Annotated in this window: 30 protein-coding genes; 27 read left to right on the plus strand and 3 right to left on the minus strand. The window is 22.5% G+C overall.

The genetic code is table 4. The annotated features are described in order from the left end of the window. From AACL24_RS07090 to AACL24_RS07205, 24 genes are all read left to right on the plus strand, one after another. The gene (locus tag AACL24_RS07090) at positions 1–465 is read left to right on the plus strand and encodes a hypothetical protein (RefSeq protein WP_339049274.1); all 465 of its coding nucleotides are present in this window, start codon (positions 1–3) and stop codon (positions 463–465) included. Between the two features lie 2 nt (positions 466–467). After that, on the plus strand, positions 468–761 hold the full coding sequence (locus tag AACL24_RS07095) for a hypothetical protein (protein WP_339049275.1): 294 nt from the start codon (positions 468–470) through the stop codon (positions 759–761). 337 nt (positions 762–1098) lie between these two features. Further along, positions 1099–1437 carry a transposase family protein gene (locus AACL24_RS07100; protein ID WP_339046799.1) on the plus strand — a complete coding sequence of 113 codons (339 nt, stop codon included), beginning with the start codon at positions 1099–1101 and terminating at the stop codon, positions 1435–1437. Between the two features lie 40 nt (positions 1438–1477). Beyond that, the gene (locus AACL24_RS07105) at positions 1478–1900 is read left to right on the plus strand and encodes a transposase family protein (protein WP_339045912.1); all 423 of its coding nucleotides are present in this window, start codon (positions 1478–1480) and stop codon (positions 1898–1900) included. A 23-nt stretch (positions 1901–1923) separates the two neighbouring features. Beyond that, positions 1924–2331, plus strand: a complete 408-nt coding sequence (locus AACL24_RS07110; RefSeq protein WP_339045908.1) for a transposase family protein — start codon at positions 1924–1926, stop codon at positions 2329–2331. A gap of 412 nt (positions 2332–2743) precedes the next feature. Further along, the gene (locus tag AACL24_RS07115) at positions 2744–2881 is read left to right on the plus strand and encodes a hypothetical protein (RefSeq protein ID WP_339049276.1); all 138 of its coding nucleotides are present in this window, start codon (positions 2744–2746) and stop codon (positions 2879–2881) included. Beyond that, a complete protein-coding gene (locus AACL24_RS07120) occupies positions 2881–3126 on the plus strand; it encodes a hypothetical protein (RefSeq protein WP_339049277.1) in 246 nt (81 codons plus the stop codon). Before AACL24_RS07115 ends, AACL24_RS07120 begins: the two co-directional genes overlap by 1 nt. Positions 3127–3128: 2 nt before the next feature. Then, the gene (locus AACL24_RS07125; protein WP_339049278.1) at positions 3129–3326 is read left to right on the plus strand and encodes a hypothetical protein; all 198 of its coding nucleotides are present in this window, start codon (positions 3129–3131) and stop codon (positions 3324–3326) included. 3 nt (positions 3327–3329) lie between these two features. After that, positions 3330–3515: a hypothetical protein gene (locus AACL24_RS07130; RefSeq protein WP_339049279.1), complete on the plus strand. Its 186-nt coding sequence runs from the start codon at positions 3330–3332 to the stop codon at positions 3513–3515. After that, positions 3515–4339 (plus strand): hypothetical protein, encoded by an 825-nt coding sequence (locus AACL24_RS07135; protein WP_339049280.1) that lies wholly within the window; start codon positions 3515–3517, stop codon positions 4337–4339. The genes AACL24_RS07130 and AACL24_RS07135 overlap by 1 nt, the downstream gene beginning before the upstream one ends. Before the next feature lie 16 nt (positions 4340–4355). Further along, positions 4356–4514 carry a hypothetical protein gene (locus AACL24_RS07140; protein WP_281747961.1) on the plus strand — a complete coding sequence of 53 codons (159 nt, stop codon included), beginning with the start codon at positions 4356–4358 and terminating at the stop codon, positions 4512–4514. Between the two features lie 34 nt (positions 4515–4548). Then, entirely contained in the window at positions 4549–4737 is a 189-nt protein-coding gene (locus AACL24_RS07145; protein WP_339049281.1) for a hypothetical protein, read from the plus strand. Further along, entirely contained in the window at positions 4709–4924 is a 216-nt protein-coding gene (locus AACL24_RS07150; protein ID WP_339047972.1) for a hypothetical protein, read from the plus strand. The genes AACL24_RS07145 and AACL24_RS07150 overlap by 29 nt, the downstream gene beginning before the upstream one ends. A 17-nt stretch (positions 4925–4941) precedes the next feature. Continuing rightward, a complete protein-coding gene (locus tag AACL24_RS07155) occupies positions 4942–5223 on the plus strand; it encodes a hypothetical protein (protein WP_339049282.1) in 282 nt (93 codons plus the stop codon). Between the two features lie 82 nt (positions 5224–5305). Then, positions 5306–6544, plus strand: a complete 1239-nt coding sequence (locus tag AACL24_RS07160; protein WP_339046650.1) for an IS256 family transposase — start codon at positions 5306–5308, stop codon at positions 6542–6544. Between the two features lie 175 nt (positions 6545–6719). Further along, on the plus strand, positions 6720–7904 hold the full coding sequence (locus tag AACL24_RS07165; protein ID WP_339049283.1) for a hypothetical protein: 1185 nt from the start codon (positions 6720–6722) through the stop codon (positions 7902–7904). A gap of 14 nt (positions 7905–7918) precedes the next feature. Next, on the plus strand, positions 7919–8242 hold the full coding sequence (locus tag AACL24_RS07170) for a hypothetical protein (protein ID WP_339049284.1): 324 nt from the start codon (positions 7919–7921) through the stop codon (positions 8240–8242). A 275-nt stretch (positions 8243–8517) separates the two neighbouring features. Then, positions 8518–9756 carry an IS256 family transposase gene (locus AACL24_RS07175; protein WP_339046650.1) on the plus strand — a complete coding sequence of 413 codons (1239 nt, stop codon included), beginning with the start codon at positions 8518–8520 and terminating at the stop codon, positions 9754–9756. Between the two features lie 298 nt (positions 9757–10054). Continuing rightward, positions 10055–11083, plus strand: coding sequence for an Mbov_0401 family ICE element transposase-like protein (locus AACL24_RS07180; protein WP_422398085.1), 1029 nt, complete (start codon positions 10055–10057; stop codon positions 11081–11083). A 247-nt stretch (positions 11084–11330) separates the two neighbouring features. Then, positions 11331–11633 (plus strand): ACT domain-containing protein, encoded by a 303-nt coding sequence (locus tag AACL24_RS07185; RefSeq protein WP_339049286.1) that lies wholly within the window; start codon positions 11331–11333, stop codon positions 11631–11633. 271 nt (positions 11634–11904) lie between these two features. Further along, complete coding sequence (gene hisS, locus AACL24_RS07190) at positions 11905–13107, plus strand: histidine--tRNA ligase (RefSeq protein WP_339049287.1); 1203 nt, start codon at positions 11905–11907, stop codon at positions 13105–13107. Between the two features lie 72 nt (positions 13108–13179). Further along, positions 13180–13794 carry an amino acid--tRNA ligase-related protein gene (locus tag AACL24_RS07195; protein ID WP_339049288.1) on the plus strand — a complete coding sequence of 205 codons (615 nt, stop codon included), beginning with the start codon at positions 13180–13182 and terminating at the stop codon, positions 13792–13794. Then, a complete protein-coding gene (locus AACL24_RS07200) occupies positions 13794–14483 on the plus strand; it encodes an amino acid--tRNA ligase-related protein (RefSeq protein WP_339049289.1) in 690 nt (229 codons plus the stop codon). The genes AACL24_RS07195 and AACL24_RS07200 overlap by 1 nt, the downstream gene beginning before the upstream one ends. Beyond that, positions 14461–14919, plus strand: a complete 459-nt coding sequence (locus AACL24_RS07205) for an amino acid--tRNA ligase-related protein (RefSeq protein ID WP_339049290.1) — start codon at positions 14461–14463, stop codon at positions 14917–14919. The genes AACL24_RS07200 and AACL24_RS07205 overlap by 23 nt, the downstream gene beginning before the upstream one ends. Before the next feature lie 184 nt (positions 14920–15103). Here AACL24_RS07205 and AACL24_RS07210 read toward each other — a convergent pair whose 3' ends face one another. Further along, positions 15104–16009: a hypothetical protein gene (locus tag AACL24_RS07210; protein WP_339049291.1), complete on the minus strand. Its 906-nt coding sequence runs from the start codon at positions 16007–16009 to the stop codon at positions 15104–15106. Positions 16010–16044: 35 nt separating this feature from the next. Here AACL24_RS07210 and AACL24_RS07215 point away from each other — a divergent pair, with 35 nt between their 5' ends. The 3 genes from AACL24_RS07215 to AACL24_RS07225 all read left to right on the plus strand — a co-directional run bounded on the left by AACL24_RS07215 (position 16045) and on the right by AACL24_RS07225 (position 17247). Further along, complete coding sequence (locus AACL24_RS07215; protein ID WP_339047224.1) at positions 16045–16416, plus strand: hypothetical protein; 372 nt, start codon at positions 16045–16047, stop codon at positions 16414–16416. Then, positions 16409–16945 (plus strand): hypothetical protein, encoded by a 537-nt coding sequence (locus AACL24_RS07220; protein WP_339049293.1) that lies wholly within the window; start codon positions 16409–16411, stop codon positions 16943–16945. Before AACL24_RS07215 ends, AACL24_RS07220 begins: the two co-directional genes overlap by 8 nt. 119 nt (positions 16946–17064) lie before the next feature. After that, positions 17065–17247 carry a hypothetical protein gene (locus tag AACL24_RS07225; RefSeq protein WP_339049294.1) on the plus strand — a complete coding sequence of 61 codons (183 nt, stop codon included), beginning with the start codon at positions 17065–17067 and terminating at the stop codon, positions 17245–17247. A 170-nt stretch (positions 17248–17417) separates the two neighbouring features. Here the strand turns inward: AACL24_RS07225 and AACL24_RS07230 are convergent, their stop codons facing one another. Together AACL24_RS07230 and AACL24_RS07235 are read right to left on the minus strand one after the other, a co-directional pair. Continuing rightward, positions 17418–18656 (minus strand): IS256 family transposase, encoded by a 1239-nt coding sequence (locus tag AACL24_RS07230; protein ID WP_339049413.1) that lies wholly within the window; start codon positions 18654–18656, stop codon positions 17418–17420. A gap of 88 nt (positions 18657–18744) precedes the next feature. After that, positions 18745–18951, minus strand: coding sequence for a hypothetical protein (locus AACL24_RS07235; protein ID WP_339049296.1), 207 nt, complete (start codon positions 18949–18951; stop codon positions 18745–18747). Positions 18952–19083 lie beyond the last annotated feature (132 nt).

The raw sequence follows: 19083 nt of genomic DNA on the forward strand, positions 1-19083 counted from the left end.
ATGCAATATGACTTAATTATTGGAATTGACCCTGCTGGAATTGGTAATAATGGAATGGTTATATATTCAAGTGAAACTAATAATATTGTTTTTAATGAAACATTTAATACATTAACTGTTTTATGAACTAAAAATATGTATAAAGAAAAATTTAAATTAATTAAAGAAAAATTTATTGATAAAAAAATATTAGTTATTGTAGAAAATTTCTTTTTAACTTCAAAACAATTATTAACTAATCCATTAGCAACTCCTAAAATTATTGGTGCATTAATGGTATTAGTTCAAGATGTTTTTAACTGAGATTATCTAGAAAACCACCCAAAAAATAAAAATAAAATAACAAATTATAAAGGAAATATAAAATTAACAAAACATGAACAAGATGCATATAAGCATATTCAATATTATTTAAAAAATCATAAAAAAATATTAATTTTTGATAATTATTTAAGGAAAGTATAAACATGAAAGATAAAGTCAATTATGTCAAATTAACAGTAAAACTGAGTAACACTATTGAAGCAAAATATTACGAAAAAGGTAATAAAGAATTATATTATAGTGTTCGTGGTCAATGAAATGGATTAAACTACGTTACTTTAATTTTTAATAACCCAAAACTTTATAGACGCTGTATTTTATTAAACAAAAATGATGAAATTATTGTAACTGGTCAAATCTTTAACACTTTAAACATTCCTAAAAATCGTGCATTTTGTTCAATAAATGTTAAATGATTTAAAAAATGAAATGAATAAAAATGAATAAATGTAAACAATGTAAGAAAAGAATATGGTTAAGTAAAAATTGATGTATGAAATGCTTAGAAATAATGGTTAATAATTTAACTAAAAATAAGGAGAATTTGATTAATGAAGTGTAAATTAGATTGTAATAATGAACAATATATATTAGAAAAATACGAAAATGGAAGTCTAGAATCATTGTATTGTCTAAATCATTATATGAAAAAAAATGGTAAATTTGACTAATAGACATATTCCGTAATTAAATTTTTTAAAAGTGAATTAATAATTTTAAAATTTATTTTATAATTTTGTTATTAACAATAAATTTAGAAAAGTGTTGATAAAAATGATTTTTGAAAATTTAAAAAAATTAAAAAATGAAGAATTTTATAGATATTTTGGTATAAAACGTTTTCATTTTAATGAAATGTTAGAAAAATTAATTGAAATAGAAAAATTAGAAAAAAATAAAGGTCGAAAAAATAAACTTTCAGTAGAAGAAAGATTAATGATGACTTTATTATACTGAAAAGAATATTATACTTTTTTTCAAATGAGTATTAAATCTAAAATGAGCCCATCAAGTTGTTTTCGAAATATTACTTGAGTAGAAAATAAACTTAAGACATATTCCGTAATTAAATTTTTTAAAAGTCAATTAATAATTTTAAAATTTATTTTATAATTTTGTTATTAACAATAAATTTAGAAAAGTGTTGATAAAAATGATTTTTGAAAATTTAAAAAAATTAAAAAATGAAGAATTTTATAGATATTTTGGTATAAAACGTTTTCATTTTAATGAAATGTTAGAAAAATTAATTGAAATAGAAAAATTAGAAAAAAATAAAGGTCGAAAAAATAAACTTTCAGTAGAAGAAAGATTAATGATGACTTTATTATACTGAAAAGAATATTATACTTTTTTTCAAATGAGTATTAAATCTAAAATGAGCCCATCAAGTTGTTTTCGAAATATTACTTGAGTAGAAAATAAACTTAGTAACCACAAAGATTACCAATTTTTAAAAGAAAGATATAAATTAAAAATTGATAAAAAACAAGAAAATTCAAATGAATTTCAATTTTATTTAATTGATTCAACTGAGATTGAAATTGAAAGACCAACTAAAAAAAACTACAGTTAGAATATTTTTCTGGTAAAAGTTGAATGTATTCTATAAAATTTCAAATTGTATATGATTTTTTTAATAAAAAAATTGTTGATATTTTTGCTGATAATGGTAAAGTGCATGATTTTCAAATATTAAAAAATTCAAATCTTGAATTTTCAGAAAAAACAATAATTATTGGTGATTTAGGATATCAAGGTATACAAAATATTTATAAAAATACAATAATACCAATTAAAAGAACTAAAAATAAAAAATTAACTAAACAAGAAAGAAAATACAATAAGATTGTATCTAAAATTAGAATTAAAGTTGAACATGTCTTTGCTTGATTGAAAAGATTCAAAATTTTAGTAAATAAATGTAGAAAATCTAAATTTAGACTTATGTACTTAAGATTTAACTTACTTTGTGAAATTTTTAATAAAATAAAACCATTAAAATAAAAAAAATATTAAAAATATTTTTTTAAAATTTAAATTTTTATCGAGTTAATATAAAAATATTATTAACAATTTTTTGTTTAAAATGTAAACTCATTTTTTAAACTATTTTTTCAAAAAATATTTATTTCTATATTCAATAACACTAAATAGTTTTAAAACAATTTTATTGACAATTAATTAAATTTAATTACGGAATATGTCCAATGAATAAATTAAAGTTAAATTCTTTTGAGAAGTGAATAGAAGCAAACACTAAATTGTATTTTGATGAAAAAGAAGAAACATTTAAAAATAATGATAATAAAAATTAAAAAGAATAATAAATGTGGTTATGGTAGAGTTTTTGCTCATAAATGTAATAACTTATGTAAACAAAAACAAAATAAAAGAGTTAGAAAAGAAAGGTTAAATTATGAATAAAGAAAAAATACTTAAATATATGAAAGATATAATTAAATGAACTAAAAAAATTAATTATACAAGCTCTGATTTTGACAAAAATATTTTAAATTTATTAATTGAAAAAATAGAAAAAGGTGAATTTGACTAATGATTATATTACCTACTTTGTTTGAAAATAAAGATGAAATTGAAATATTATCGCCATTTCCAAAAGCAATTCATACAAGTAATGATATTAGAACAATTATTTTAAGACAATACCCAAATGTTAAATCAAAACATATAATTGTTTCTGATCCCGAAAGTAATATTGCATTAATAGTTGGTGATAATGATGTTTATCAAGGTTGAATTAAAGTAACAATTAAAAAATTAGAAATTAAAGGACAATAACCATGACTAAGCGCGAATTTTTAATTAAATGAAATGTAGACGAAAAATTATTTTTTATTGATAATGTTGAATTTTGTGCAAGTGACACATGTGTAATGTTTAATTGAAATGATAATTATTTAATGATTGATTATCATTCAAAAGAGATAAAAAAATTTATAGAACTATTAAATGATTTAAAACAAATTAAAGGAGAATAAAATATGTTAGATGAAATTTTAAAAGTAATTTTTGATAAAGCAGATAAAAAAGAATTAATTTATATAATAGAAAGATTAATTCTTGTTACTAACAATCACATAGAAACAAAAAAATGACTTATTAAAGAATTTGATAAAAATCATTATGTTTTAGAAAAATTATTGAATACGAACGGAGAAGTTAAATAATGCCAAATGAAAATACACAATCAAATTATACTTTAACTAAATTAATTAGAACTGGTATAAGTCCAATTTGTGCAATGATTGGTACAAGTGCTTATTATGGTCAAGTAATTGCAAATCCAGTTTTAGGTTCAATTAATAGTTTATTATTTGGTAAAAAATTAGCTTTAGATATATGAAATTTAAATCAAATGCCAAATACTAAAACTAAATTAATTAATAGTTCTAAAAAAATTATTTTAGGTTTAGGAACAATTGGTTTAGCAAATTATAGTAAATGAACAGAAAATAATATTACTCCAATTATTCCAACAACACCAACTCCAATAACTACTACAACTACAACTGAGGGTCCACCATGATTATTATTAGATAAACAAGATAATCAGTCATTAATGGATTGAGATACATATATTAGTTTAAATGCTTATGGTATTTCAAATATTATTAATGGATTAACTGAGTTAATACCTAATAAATTTGAAACAATAAGAAAGATTTGTAATATGGCAACTGGTGGATGTTTAATATCAAGTGGTGTTGCTATGGGTATTAATAATGATTTTAATAATGCTTATACAGTACCTACCATAATTGCTGGTGCAAGTGAAATAATCCATAATTTACTACCAATGGAAACAACTAATCATATTGAAGAAATGCAAGAAACATCATTTAATAATGAAACTGCAAGATTAATTAATGATAATAGATTCACAATTAATAGTGAAACAACTAGTCAATATGGTAGTGATAATATGAGCGAAGTTCCATTAAATCATGATAATGCTTCATTAAATTGAGATTATAATCACATGATTTTATAAAGGAGGTGAATAATTTATGAATAAAGAAAAATTACTTGAATATTATAATAATGAAATTCAGACATATAAAGAGAGAATGGAACAATTAAATAAAGAAATTGCCTTATTAGTAAGCATTATAAGTAATTCAAAATCGATGATTGAAAGAATTAATGGTGGTCAATTTGATGAATAATTAAAAAATAAATAATTGAAAGGAAAATATTGAAATGAAAGAATTTTTACATGAATTAATAATTATTGGAACAAGTGTTGGAACATTAATTTGCAGAGAAATTATTGTTTTATTAAAAAGATTTATCACAACTCCAAAACATGTTAGAGCAAATAACAAAATTATAAAACATCAAAAAAAATTAGGAAAATTAAATGAAAAGATTAATAAAGGAGAAAAATAATATGACAAAAATTGAATTTAATGAAAAATATAGAAAACAAGATATTAGTATTGATAGAGATTTTGATTTACATATTGATAATTGTTTTAAATTTTCTGATATTGATACATTAGAAAATGCAGTTAATGATTATAAAAAATTAATAAGTGAAATGCCACAATTAGTTAAAGATTGATTATTGGGATAAGATTAGGAGAATGTTAAATGTTAGAAAATGAAAATAATGTTCAACAAACAACTGAACCTTTAACTGAAAATAATGCTTCTTCACAAGAAATAGAAAATAAAGTTAATGAAGCAGAAAATAAGTTAAATAAACTTAATCAAGAAATTAAAGAAAAAGAAATAATTAATATATTTAAAAAATATCAAGTTAAAACTGAATTTTATGATTTTTTAAAATTTAAAACAAGTAATATAGAAAATTCAAAAATTGAAGAAACTATTAAAAAAATTATTAAAGAGCAACCAATAGGTAATGTTTAGTAATCTGTGTAACTTACAAAAATAACTATGTTTAATTAATTCTAGTAAATATAATTAAATGACTAGAAAGAGTGAGTTACAGATGGCTAAAAAGCAAAATATTAATAATAATGATCCAATATCAAAAGCAGTAGATTTATTATTAGAAAATACTGAAGATTTAACAACAGTTTTTAAAGAGGGAGGATTGTATAAAGAATTAACAAAAAGATTAGTAGAAAAAATGTTGAATTCTGAGATGCAAAATTATTTGGGATATGAAAAGAATCAACATAGTAATAGTGACAATGCTCGTAATGGTATAAGTTCAAAAAAAATAATAACTCAACAAGGTAAAATTGAGATTGATGTACCACGAGATCGCAATAGTAATTTTAATCCTATAATAGTTGCAAAAAGACAAAGAAGATTTGATGGTTTTGATCAACAAGTTCTTTCTTTATATGCAAAAGGTATGACATTATCAGATATTAGAATGCAATTACAAGAGTTATATCATGGTGCTGATATTAGTGAAAGTGTTATTAGTCAAATTACTGATGATGTTATTGATGATGTAAAAGCATGGCAAAATCGACCATTAGAAAGTGTCTATCCGATTGTTTATTTTGATTGCATAGTAGTGAAAGTACGACAAGATAAAAGGATTATTAATAAATCAGTTTATATAGCTTTAGGAGTTGATTTAGAAGGTAAAAAAGATGTTTTAGGTTTATGAATTAGTGAAAATGAAGGTGCTAAATTTTGATTAGCAAATTTAACAGAAATGAAAAATCGTGGCTTAAATGATATTCTTATTGCCTGCAGTGATAATTTAACAGGCATGTCAGAAGCAATACAATCAGTTTATCTTAAAACAGAACATCAATTATGCATAGTTCATCAAATTAGAAATAGTTTGAAATATGTCTCATATAAGCATAGAAAATCTCTAGTTGCAGATTTAAAACCAATTTATACTGCATGTAGTGAAGAACAAGCAATGCAGGCTTTAGAATCCTTTGAAAATAAGTGAAATAAACAATATCCTCAAATTGCTAAATCTTGATATAAAAATTGAGATAATTTAATGGTTTTTATTAGTTATCCTACAGAAATCAAAAGAGTTATTTATACAACAAATGCTATTGAATCTGTAAATAGTCAATTACGAAAAGTTATCAGAAATAAAAAAGTTTTTCCTAATGATATGGCAGTTTTTAAAATATTTTATTTAGCAATTGAAAATATAACAAAAAAATGAACAATGCCCATTCAAAATTGAAATACAGCAATTGCTCATTTTATGATAAAATTTGAAGATAGAATTAATCTAAACTAGTACTTTGTAAAACAAAGATACACAGATTACATAAAAGCCTCAACCAATATTTAAACAAACAATTAATACAGGTGGCAATAAACAAATAATTATTAATAATAAAACAAATGATAAAGAAAATTTTTTAATTAATTATAAAAAGAAAAATTATTTATAAACGAAAGGAAGAAATAAAATGTCAGTACCATTTAATCAAAATTTAGATAATACAGAGAGATTAGTAGAAGCACCAGAATTTATAGAGTTTTTTAAAATTTCAAATAGTCCATGGGCAAACTTTTTCCCTACTGAAATTGTTGATTCAGTAAATATTGAGTTTATTGTTAAAAAACCAAAAAAACCGGAAATAAAAATTATTGCTTGAGATGATAAAAGTAAAAGATATGAATTACCATATGTTGATACAGATAAAATTAGTAAAAAAATAACTAAAAAATATCTTGCAGGAGAAATTATTGCAGATGTAGATTTAAATGCAAATAATGGACAAAATTTATTAGATAGCATGCAATATGAAGTTGCAAATGATTTAGCAGATAAATTAGCAATTGATGATACACAAGCAATTGCAAAATCTGCTACTAAAATAGATATTGAAGATACAACGCCAATAGGATATTTAAAATCAATGTTATCTGCTTGAAATACTTTGTTTCAATTTAGAAACATTGCAAATAGTAAATTTTTTATTACTAATGGTCTTTATGATAGTTTAGTTTATTTAGCAGATAATAAAGGTTTAATCACCGATAATCAGTTAGCGCAACAATTACGTTTAAATAGAAATAATTTATATGTAAAAGGTGTATTATGTGAAATCGTTCTTGATGATTATATGATTTTTACTAATGATAAAAATGAACAACAACTAATGACTTTTGTTTTAGCAACACCAAGAGCAATGAAAAGATACATGTTAGAAAGAACAATTATTTATGTAGACTTTATTAAAGATGATAAAGCAGGAAGAGCATATAAAGTTGCTGGTGAAGTTGTTGGAGAATCAATACCTTATATTTCCAATAATGAAACAACATCAAGATGAATGTTATGCGGAATTATTAAAGCAGAGAAAACTGATTTAAAAACTAAAATTACAAATTTAACAACTGATATTACTGCAAATGTTAATAACAATAATAGTGAATTAAATACACAAATAAAAAGTACTAATGAACTTAAATCATTAAATCCTAATTTAACAAATCAAACTATTAAATATTTTAGTGATGCACAAGGTAAAACTAATGTAAGTAATCAAAAACAAAAAGCAGGTGACTTATATATAACTATTACTGCAAATGTTAATGACTTAAATTATAAAGGAACAACAAATCCAATTAAAATAATTCTTAAATAAAGGAAATTAATATCATGCCAATTGGTACAACTAGTACAGCAATACTTTTAAACATAAATAAACCAAAACATACTAGAACAAGTAACCAACAAGAAAATAAAAGTTTTTGATGAGAAATTTTAGAAATGATTGGTGTACAAGTTATAGCAGTAGCACTTGCTCCTTTTACTGGTGGATTAAGTGAAAGTTTTGCACTTGGATTAGGTGCAAGTGATTTAGTTGCTAGTATTAGTGCTGTTGGTGTAGAGTTTTTAACTGATTTTACTATTAATCAAGTTTATGATTATTTAAAAGGAAATGTAACACCATTAAATACTTTGGACATATTCCGTAATTAAATTTAATTAATTGTCAATAAAATTGTTTTAAAACTATTTAGTGTTATTGAATATAGAAATAAATATTTTTTGAAAAAATAGTTTAAAAAATGAGTTTACATTTTAAACAAAAAATTGTTAATAATATTTTTATATTAACTCGATAAAAATTTAAATTTTAAAAAAATATTTTTAATATTTTGGTAATGTTTAGTAATCTGTGTAACTTACAAAAATAACTATGTTTAATTAATTCTAGTAAATATAATTAAATGACTAGAAAGAGTGAGTTACAGATGGCTAAAAAGCAAAATATTAATAATAATGATCCAATATCAAAAGCAGTAGATTTATTATTAGAAAATACTGAAGATTTAACAACAGTTTTTAAAGAGGGAGGATTGTATAAAGAATTAACAAAAAGATTAGTAGAAAAAATGTTGAATTCTGAGATGCAAAATTATTTGGGATATGAAAAGAATCAACATAGTAATAGTGACAATGCTCGTAATGGTATAAGTTCAAAAAAAATAATAACTCAACAAGGTAAAATTGAGATTGATGTACCACGAGATCGCAATAGTAATTTTAATCCTATAATAGTTGCAAAAAGACAAAGAAGATTTGATGGTTTTGATCAACAAGTTCTTTCTTTATATGCAAAAGGTATGACATTATCAGATATTAGAATGCAATTACAAGAGTTATATCATGGTGCTGATATTAGTGAAAGTGTTATTAGTCAAATTACTGATGATGTTATTGATGATGTAAAAGCATGGCAAAATCGACCATTAGAAAGTGTCTATCCGATTGTTTATTTTGATTGCATAGTAGTGAAAGTACGACAAGATAAAAGGATTATTAATAAATCAGTTTATATAGCTTTAGGAGTTGATTTAGAAGGTAAAAAAGATGTTTTAGGTTTATGAATTAGTGAAAATGAAGGTGCTAAATTTTGATTAGCAAATTTAACAGAAATGAAAAATCGTGGCTTAAATGATATTCTTATTGCCTGCAGTGATAATTTAACAGGCATGTCAGAAGCAATACAATCAGTTTATCTTAAAACAGAACATCAATTATGCATAGTTCATCAAATTAGAAATAGTTTGAAATATGTCTCATATAAGCATAGAAAATCTCTAGTTGCAGATTTAAAACCAATTTATACTGCATGTAGTGAAGAACAAGCAATGCAGGCTTTAGAATCCTTTGAAAATAAGTGAAATAAACAATATCCTCAAATTGCTAAATCTTGATATAAAAATTGAGATAATTTAATGGTTTTTATTAGTTATCCTACAGAAATCAAAAGAGTTATTTATACAACAAATGCTATTGAATCTGTAAATAGTCAATTACGAAAAGTTATCAGAAATAAAAAAGTTTTTCCTAATGATATGGCAGTTTTTAAAATATTTTATTTAGCAATTGAAAATATAACAAAAAAATGAACAATGCCCATTCAAAATTGAAATACAGCAATTGCTCATTTTATGATAAAATTTGAAGATAGAATTAATCTAAACTAGTACTTTGTAAAACAAAGATACACAGATTACATAAAAGCCTCAATATTTTTTTAAAATTTAAATTTTTATCGAGTTAATATAAAAATATTATTAACAATTTTTTGTTTAAAATGTAAACTCATTTTTTAAACTATTTTTTCAAAAAATATTTATTTCTATATTCAATAACACTAAATAGTTTTAAAACAATTTTATTGACAATTAATTAAATTTAATTACGGAATATGTCCAAAGTGCAAAAATTGATAAATTAGTTTTAGAACATATAAGAAAAAAATGAGAAAAATGAGATTGAAGAATAAAAAATACAAGAGATAAAAAGAAATATAAAATTGTTGATTATCAATATCGAACAAGAAAAATAATGTATGAATTAGTAACTTATAAAAGAAGAATTTATGAATATTTTGATGAAAAATTACAAAAATGAGTTCGTGTTTGTTTAGTTGATGAATGACTAGAATTACCTAAATATAAAAGAATTGGTGAAGATGTTGAACAAACTATTATTGAATATTTTGCTGATGGAAAAAGATATCATGATATTTGTGCTATTTGTAAAAAAGCAGGTATTAGTGTTAGTACTGTTCATAGAGTTTTTAAAAATTTAGAAGTAATTGAAGCAAATCCAGTAAAAGTAAAATTAGAAAAAAATCAACCTATTTTTGTAGCAATTGATGATGGTCACCGAAAATTTTGAAATTTTAAACGTAAAGGTACAAAACATTCTATGCGATTAATAGTAACATATACAGATAATATTAATCATAAAGTACAAAATAAAAGAGTAAAGGCAATTATAAGACCAACAAAAACAGCAATTGGCGTTAAAAAAACTGCTGAATTTGTTAAAGAACATTGTCAAAAATTTTATAAAAATGTTGAACAAGCAAAAATAATTATTTGTGGAGATAGTGCAGGATGAATTAAAGAAGTTGCTGATTATTTAGGTGCACAGTTTGTTTTAGATAAATTTTATTTAATTAGAACATTATATCTTGGTATAATGGCGGGAAATAAAGGAAAATATTTAAAAGAATATAATTACTGTAAAAATTTAATTAATAATGGTCAATATGAACAATTAATTGATTATTTATATAAAGAATTAGATAATCATAAAAAATTAAAGAAAAAATATTTTAAAAATAATAAACAAGGTATTGAAAATCAAGGTGCAAAATGAAATATTGGTTGCTTTACTGAAACTAATATTTGACATGTTTTAAAAGAAATGCTTGGTAATAGAACTTATAATATTTCAATTTATATTAAAATGGTTATTTTTAAATGTAATAAAATAAATACAGAGATACAATTATTATAAATTAAAATTTAACTTTTTTTTAAAAATCAAAATAGAATAAAACTTATTAAATGTGTTTTAATAAGAATTTTTGTTGTGTATAAATATTAAATTTATTTTTTAATTTTTTAGTAATTTTTAAAAATAAGTATTTTAGTTGCATTTAAGTTAAAAAAATTATATTATTTAAATACAATTTCATAAAAATCCAAATTATTTCTTGTCTAAAATATAATAAGACTATATAGATTTAATTTATTCCGGATTTTTGACAATCTCCCAACGTATTATTGATACTAAGTGAAATTTATTAGCAACCAGTCATCATCTTTATAATTCAAAAATTCAAATTCAATATTTAGATCGACCAGCATTGATGACTGATGTTTTAAATATTTTGGGCTATTTAAAGGCACAAATTCAAAGTATTGATGCTAATAATAAGCTTAAGGAAAATCATGGAAGTTTAAAAATTTTAATTAAAGTTTCTAATATTGAACGTTTACATCAAATTATTTCATCAATTAAAAAAATTCCTGATATTATTGCAATAAACAGAATAATTATGTAATATTTTAGTATAATATTTTCAGCATTTATTTCAGCATTTAAAAGTAAATTTAGGGTAAACATTAAGAGACAGTGTGGTTGGTGCAAACATTGGTTAACTAATTTTATGACATTAAATAGCTTGTATTATTAATTAATTAAATATGATAAATTATAATTAAGTGCATTTACTTTGTAAATGAATTAGGATGGTACCGCGTTAAGAAACGTTCCTAAAATAAAGGAACGTTTTTTTAGAAGATTTATTTTTTATTAAAAGGAGTAAAAAAAGTATGCAATTTCAAAAAGCAAGAGGAACACGTGATATGTATAATGAAGAGGTTATTATATATCGTAATATTATTAAATCTTTAACACAGTGTGCAATTAAATATAATTATCAAGAATTTATTACTCCTATTTTTGAAAATGCTCAACTATTTTTACGAGCCGTGGGAGATACAACTGATATTATTCAGAAAGAAATTTATCAATTTAATGATAAAAATGATAGATTATTAGCTCTTCGTCCTGAAGGAACAGCGGGTATTGTTCGTGCTATAATTGAAAATAAATTATATAAATCTAAGCAAACGTTAAAGTATTTTTATTATGGTTCAATGTTTCGATATGAAAGACCTCAAAAAGGGCGTCAACGTCAATTTAATCAATTTGGTATCGAAACTGTTGGTGTTAAACATCCTTTAGTTGATGTTGAAGTAATGATGATGGCCCTAGAAATGATAAAAAGTTTTTCAATACCAAATTTAACTTTAAATATTAATTATTTTGGATCTAATGAAACAAAAAATAAATACCAAATAGCACTTAAAGAACAATTATTAAATCAAAGTAAGCAATTGTGTGAAAATTGTCAAATTAGAGTTAAAGTATCGCCGTTAAGAGTTCTTGATTGTAAAATTTGTACTAAATTAAATTTAGAAATACCATATTTAAATGATTTTTTAACTAATGAAGAAAAAACATATTTTACAACCATTATTAATAGTTTAAAAAATAATAAAGTTAATTTTATTATTGATGAGCATTTAGTTCGTGGTTTAGATTATTATAATGGTATTATTTTTGAAATAACTACTATTGATTCACGAATTGGTGAAAGTCAAAATACTTTACTTGGTGGTGGTAGATATGATAATTTATTTAATGAATTGGGTTCACCATTAAAAATACCTGCTATTGGTTTTGCAATTGGTATTGAAAGATTAATGTTATTATTGGTAGAAAATAAAAATATTAATAAACCACCAATTATTGATTTACAAATTATTGCTTTAAGCGAATTAGGATTAATAATAGCTTCCGATTTATTATTACAATTACGTAAAGAAAATTATCATATTGATATGGAATATAATTTATATCAAGATAAAAATAAGTCACAGATTATTGATCGTAGTTTAGCCAAAAATATACTATTTTTAAAAGAAAAAAATCAGGTTACTTTTTATTCTTTTGTTAAAAAGAAATGATAAAATTAATTTTTGATACTGAACAGCAATTGCTTAGTAAGGTTAAAAATCTATTATTAGAGGAGAATGAAGAATATGGAAAAACTCTTTAGAACTCATACATGTGGTAATTTAACGCAGGGTGATATTACAAAAGAAATTATTATTAGTGGTTGAGTTAAAGATATTCGTATTAATAAATTTGGTATTTTTATTGATTTACGTGATATGTATGGAACAACACAAGTCATTGTTAAACCAGATAACGGATATTATCAAGAAATAAAAAATGTTAAAGTTGAATCTGTTTTAAAAGTAATTGGAACAGTTGTCTTACGAAAAAATAAAGATGCAAAAACTGCTAATGATATGATTGAAGTAGTAGCAAAAGATATTGAAATATTAAGCAATTCTATTAATTTACCATTTGTTATTAAAAATGATAATACGCTTGCTAGTGAAGAATTACGTTTACAATATCGCTATTTAGATTTAAGAAGACCAGCAATGAATTATAATATTAAATTTAAACACCAAGTTCTTAGTTGCTTACGAACATTTTTGAATCAAAATAATTTTTTAGAAATTGATACTCCTTGCTTAACAAAATCAACACCAGAAGGTGCTCGTGATTTTTTAGTTCCTGCTCGTATTCAAAAAAACATTTTTATGCTTTACCACAATCACCACAAATTTATAAGCAATTATTAATGATATCAGGTATTGACAAATATTATCAAATTGCTAAATGTTTTCGTGATGAAGATTTTCGTGCTGATAGACAACCCGAATTTCAACAATTAGACTTAGAAATGGCATTTACTACTAGTAAAGAAATTAAATTAATAGTAGAAAATATGATAATAAGTCTTTTTAATACTTTAAAAATTGGTAATATTCCCTCAACATTTTCATCGATTACCTATGATCAAGCAATGGATTTATATGGTAGTGATAAACCTGATTTGCGTTGTACATGTAAGTTAATAAATATTAATATTAACAATAATAGTGATGGATTTATTTATAAGGGTTTTATAGTTAATGATAAAATGAATGAAACAACTATAAAAAAAATAACAGAAATTAGCAATCAGCATGGAGGAAAAACATTAATAATTTATGACTTAATTAAGAAAAAAATTATTCATAATAATTCTAAAGTAAAGTTTGATGATTTAGTTTTAGCAGAAGAAATATCAAAAATAAAATATAATAATAATTTTTTAATTTTCGTATATGAACAACAAGATGTTGCTAATAAAGTTATGGGTGCTATTAGAAGTTTTTATATTAATGATTTGTCAAAACGAATTAATCATAAAGATTTTATGAATAATTGAAAACTTTGAATTTATTTGAATTATTGATTGACCAATGTTTGAACAGGAAGAAAATAAATGACAAGCTTGTCATCATCCTTTTACAAGTCCAAAAAATCCTGAAAAATTATTAGATATAAAAAATAAAGATTTAGGAACTTTAACTGCAGATGCTTATGATTTGGTTTTAAATGGTTTTGAAATTGCTGGTGGGAGCATTAGAATTCATGATTATAAATTACAAAAAAAGATTTTTGAATTATTAGATTTAAGTAAAACAGAAATTGAAAATAAATTTGGTTTTTTCTTATCAGCTTTTAATTACGGAGTTCCTCCACATGGTGGTATTGCTTTTGGCATTGATCGTTTATTAATGATTTTAATTAAGAATGAATCAATTCGTGATACTATTGCTTTTCCTAAAAATAATCGTGGTATTTGTTTATTAACAAATAGTCCTAGTGAAATTTCATCTGATCAGTTATCAATATTAAATTTGGAATTTAAGAAGTAAAATTTTAATTTTAAAGTGATTAGAAGTTTAATAAAATTAGAAAATATAAATATTAAAAATCTCTAATGAAAAATAATTAAATTGTTTTTCATTAGAGATTAATTATGTAATTTAATTGAAATCAATTTTTCAATAATGTTAAATTAATAATTATTAATTTCAATTATATTTTTTTTAATATTTGTTAATATTCAAGTTCAATAAATGGTTCACTATCTTTGGTTTTTAGATGTCATATAGCTGGTAAATTTTTTTGAACTAAAGTAAAGACATTATTTGGTGGTAAGCATTTATAAAGTGAACCGTCATTAGTTTTAGTTTTTCCATCTCCGTTTCATGTAGTAACATATAAAAAATTTGTATTTTTATTAAAAAATAATGATAGTACTCCCCCTTTTATTCCAGACATTGGTTTAAAGTTTGTTTCTTCTGCTAAACATTTGTAAACTTCACCATTACTAGGAGATTGATATGAACCGGTTCAAACTCCTGCATAAATATTATCATCATTGTCAAAAGTTAAAGAAGAAACAGATTTATTTATACCATCCATTTTTTTAAAAGTATTTTGATTTTTTTGATATTTATAAACGTTACCTTTAAAACTACTTTCTCTAGTACCTATATAAACATTTTCATTTTTATCAATAGCTATTGTTCATATTTCACCATATATTCCTAATATTGGTTTAAAGTTTGTTTCTCCTGCTAAACATTTATAAATAGCACCATGTCAAGAACTATTTCTAGTTCCAAGATAAAGATTACCTTTTGTATCAGTTGCTAAAGAACATATTTCACCAGGTATTATTAAATTTATTTTTGAAATTATAATTTTTTTATTATTATTTTTTATTTCTGCTTGTTGTTGATTTTCTATTAACTGTGTTTCTAATTCTGTAATTTTATTTGCAAGATTTGTAATTATTTTTCTTTTATCTAATGCATCTCTTTCTGATTTTGCATAGAAATCACTTATTTCTTTTAAATCATCAAGAGTTTCTTGTAGTTTTTTATTTAATTTTTCAATTTTGGTTTTATATTTATTATTAGTTAGACTTTCTTTTTCTAATATAAGAATTAAAAACAATGAATTATATTTTAAATCATTTAAGGAGTGAAAAAATGGAAAATATTAAAGCAAACCAAGATTTATTAAAAGATAACGTAATTCCTTGCTGTTGAAGTGAGGTTAATAAAGATGGAAAGCTCATTACTAACTGTCCTAATACCCCAACTAAAAGAGATGAAGATAATCATCAAATTAGATATTTTTGTGAAGAACATATGAAAAAAGTTGAAGAAATAAGATATATAATGTACTTGAAAATGAAAGAAAAATACGAACCAAATTTAAATATTATTAATAAAGAAAAATTATTTGAATATTGTAAAAATAAATTTTTAGAATTAAAAGAAGTAAATTTAAACAATCAAGCAATAGGGTATTGAGATATTTATATGAAAATTGAATATGGAGAATTTGATAATGAATAATTATTTACTTTCAATTGACCCAAGTATTAAAAATACTGGATTTACTTTATGAGAAAAATTTAAGCATTATTGTGATAAAGAAGAATGTTTAAAAATATATTATTGAAAACCAATATGAATAAGTAGTTATAGTTTTAATAATAAAAAATTAGATTTTATTGATTTTCAAAATGAGATATTTTTTCATAGAACAAGAAATGAAGATATAAATTTAATTATTGAACGTGGTACTTTTCATTCAAAAAATGGTATTGGTTATGAAACACAAGAACATTTGAGAGGTTTTATTGCTGGACAATTTAATAAACTTATAACAAAAGATATGTTAATAAGTCCTAGTAAATGAAAAAAATGATATATAGATAATATTATTACTAATATTTCTTTAAGAAATTGAAATAAAAAAATAAGTGAAGATATATGTTTTTATTTAAATGAAAAATATGAATGAAATATTGATATTAATAATCATGATGAAGCAGATAGTTTATTAATTGGTTGATATTATTTAAATAAGGAGAATAAATAATGACATCAGTAGAAATATGAATACTTAGTTTAGTAACAATAATAATTGGAGTATTAGTTTTATTTGGAATTACTGTGTTTATTGCATATTTAATAGATTTAATAAAAGGAGAATAAATAATGAAAACTAATTTTATAAAAATTAAATGTATGGCTAAAGATTGTAAAGTGCAAATTATTATTGAAGTAAATAAAGTAATTATTGATAATAAAGAACAATTTGAACCAAAAGAAATGTTAAATTTTTGTCCAATACATAAAGAACAATTTAATAATAAATTAAAAGAAATTAAACAAAATTAAACAAAATTATTCTAAAAAAGAATTACAAACTAAATTTGCTAATGATATTGCTACTAATATAACAGAAACATTTAAGAAAAATAATAAACCTCATTAAGAGGTTTATTATTTATAAATAATTAAATTTTAGAGGCTTTTATGTAATCTGTGTATCTTTGTTTTACAAAGTACTAGTTTAGATTAATTCTATCTTTAAATTTTATCATAAAATGAGCAATTGCTGTATTTCAATTTTGAATGGGCATTGTTCATTTTTTTGTTATATTTTCAATTGCTAAATAAAATATTTTAAAAACTGCCATATCATTAGGAAAAACTTTTTTATTTCTGATAACTTTTCGTAATTGACTATTTACAGATTCAATAGCATTTGTTGTATAAATCACTCTTTTGATTTCTGTAGGATAACTAATAAAAACCATTAAATTATCTCAATTTTTATATCAAGATTTAGCAATTTGAGGATATTGTTTATTTCACTTATTTTCAAAGGATTTTAAAGCCTGCATTGCTTGTTCTTCACTACATGCAGTATAAATTGGTTTTAAATCTGCAACTAGAGATTTTCTATGCTTATATGAGACATATTTCAAACTATTTCTAATTTGATGAACTATGCATAATTGATGTTCTGTTTTAAGATAAACTGATTGTATTGCTTCTGACATGCCTGTTAAATTATCACTGCAGGCAATAAGAATATCATTTAAGCCACGATTTTTCATTTCTGTTAAATTTGCTAATCAAAATTTAGCACCTTCATTTTCACTAATTCATAAACCTAAAACATCTTTTTTACCTTCTAAATCAACTCCTAAAGCTATATAAACTGATTTATTAATAATCCTTTTATCTTGTCGTACTTTCACTACTATGCAATCAAAATAAACAATCGGATAGACACTTTCTAATGGTCGATTTTGCCATGCTTTTACATCATCAATAACATCATCAGTAATTTGACTAATAACACTTTCACTAATATCAGCACCATGATATAACTCTTGTAATTGCATTCTAATATCTGATAATGTCATACCTTTTGCATATAAAGAAAGAACTTGTTGATCAAAACCATCAAATCTTCTTTGTCTTTTTGCAACTATTATAGGATTAAAATTACTATTGCGATCTCGTGGTACATCAATCTCAATTTTACCTTGTTGAGTTATTATTTTTTTTGAACTTATACCATTACGAGCATTGTCACTATTACTATGTTGATTCTTTTCATATCCCAAATAATTTTGCATCTCAGAATTCAACATTTTTTCTACTAATCTTTTTGTTAATTCTTTATACAATCCTCCCTCTTTAAAAACTGTTGTTAAATCTTCAGTATTTTCTAATAATAAATCTACTGCTTTTGATATTGGATCATTATTATTAATATTTTGCTTTTTAGCCATCTGTAACTCACTCTTTCTAGTCATTTAATTATATTTACTAGAATTAATTAAACATAGTTTTTTTGTAAGTTACACAGATTACTAAACATTACCCATTTTTACCATAATTTAAACTACTACTTCCTAATATTTTAGTTTTCTTTTCTGATTTATTAACTTTAGTTTTTAAAATTTTAATATCACTTTCTAACTCATTAATTTTAGTATTTAATCCATTATGTTCGCCAATTAATTTATCAAAACTATCCTTACTATATTTATTATTAATTGCTTTAATTTTATTACTTTCTCACATTCCACAAGTTAAAAATTTAAGTGGTCAATGTCACCATCTTCTTGCTAATTGTTTTTCATTTTTGAAATTCAAATTAAAATTATTAATTTGTCCACATATTTTATTTTTAGCTTTTTGAACATCTAGAATAAA

The sequence above is a fragment of the Spiroplasma endosymbiont of Colias croceus genome, assembly GCF_964020095.1.
Taxonomy (GTDB): Bacteria; Bacillota_I; Bacilli_A; order Mycoplasmatales; family VBWQ01; genus Spiroplasma_E.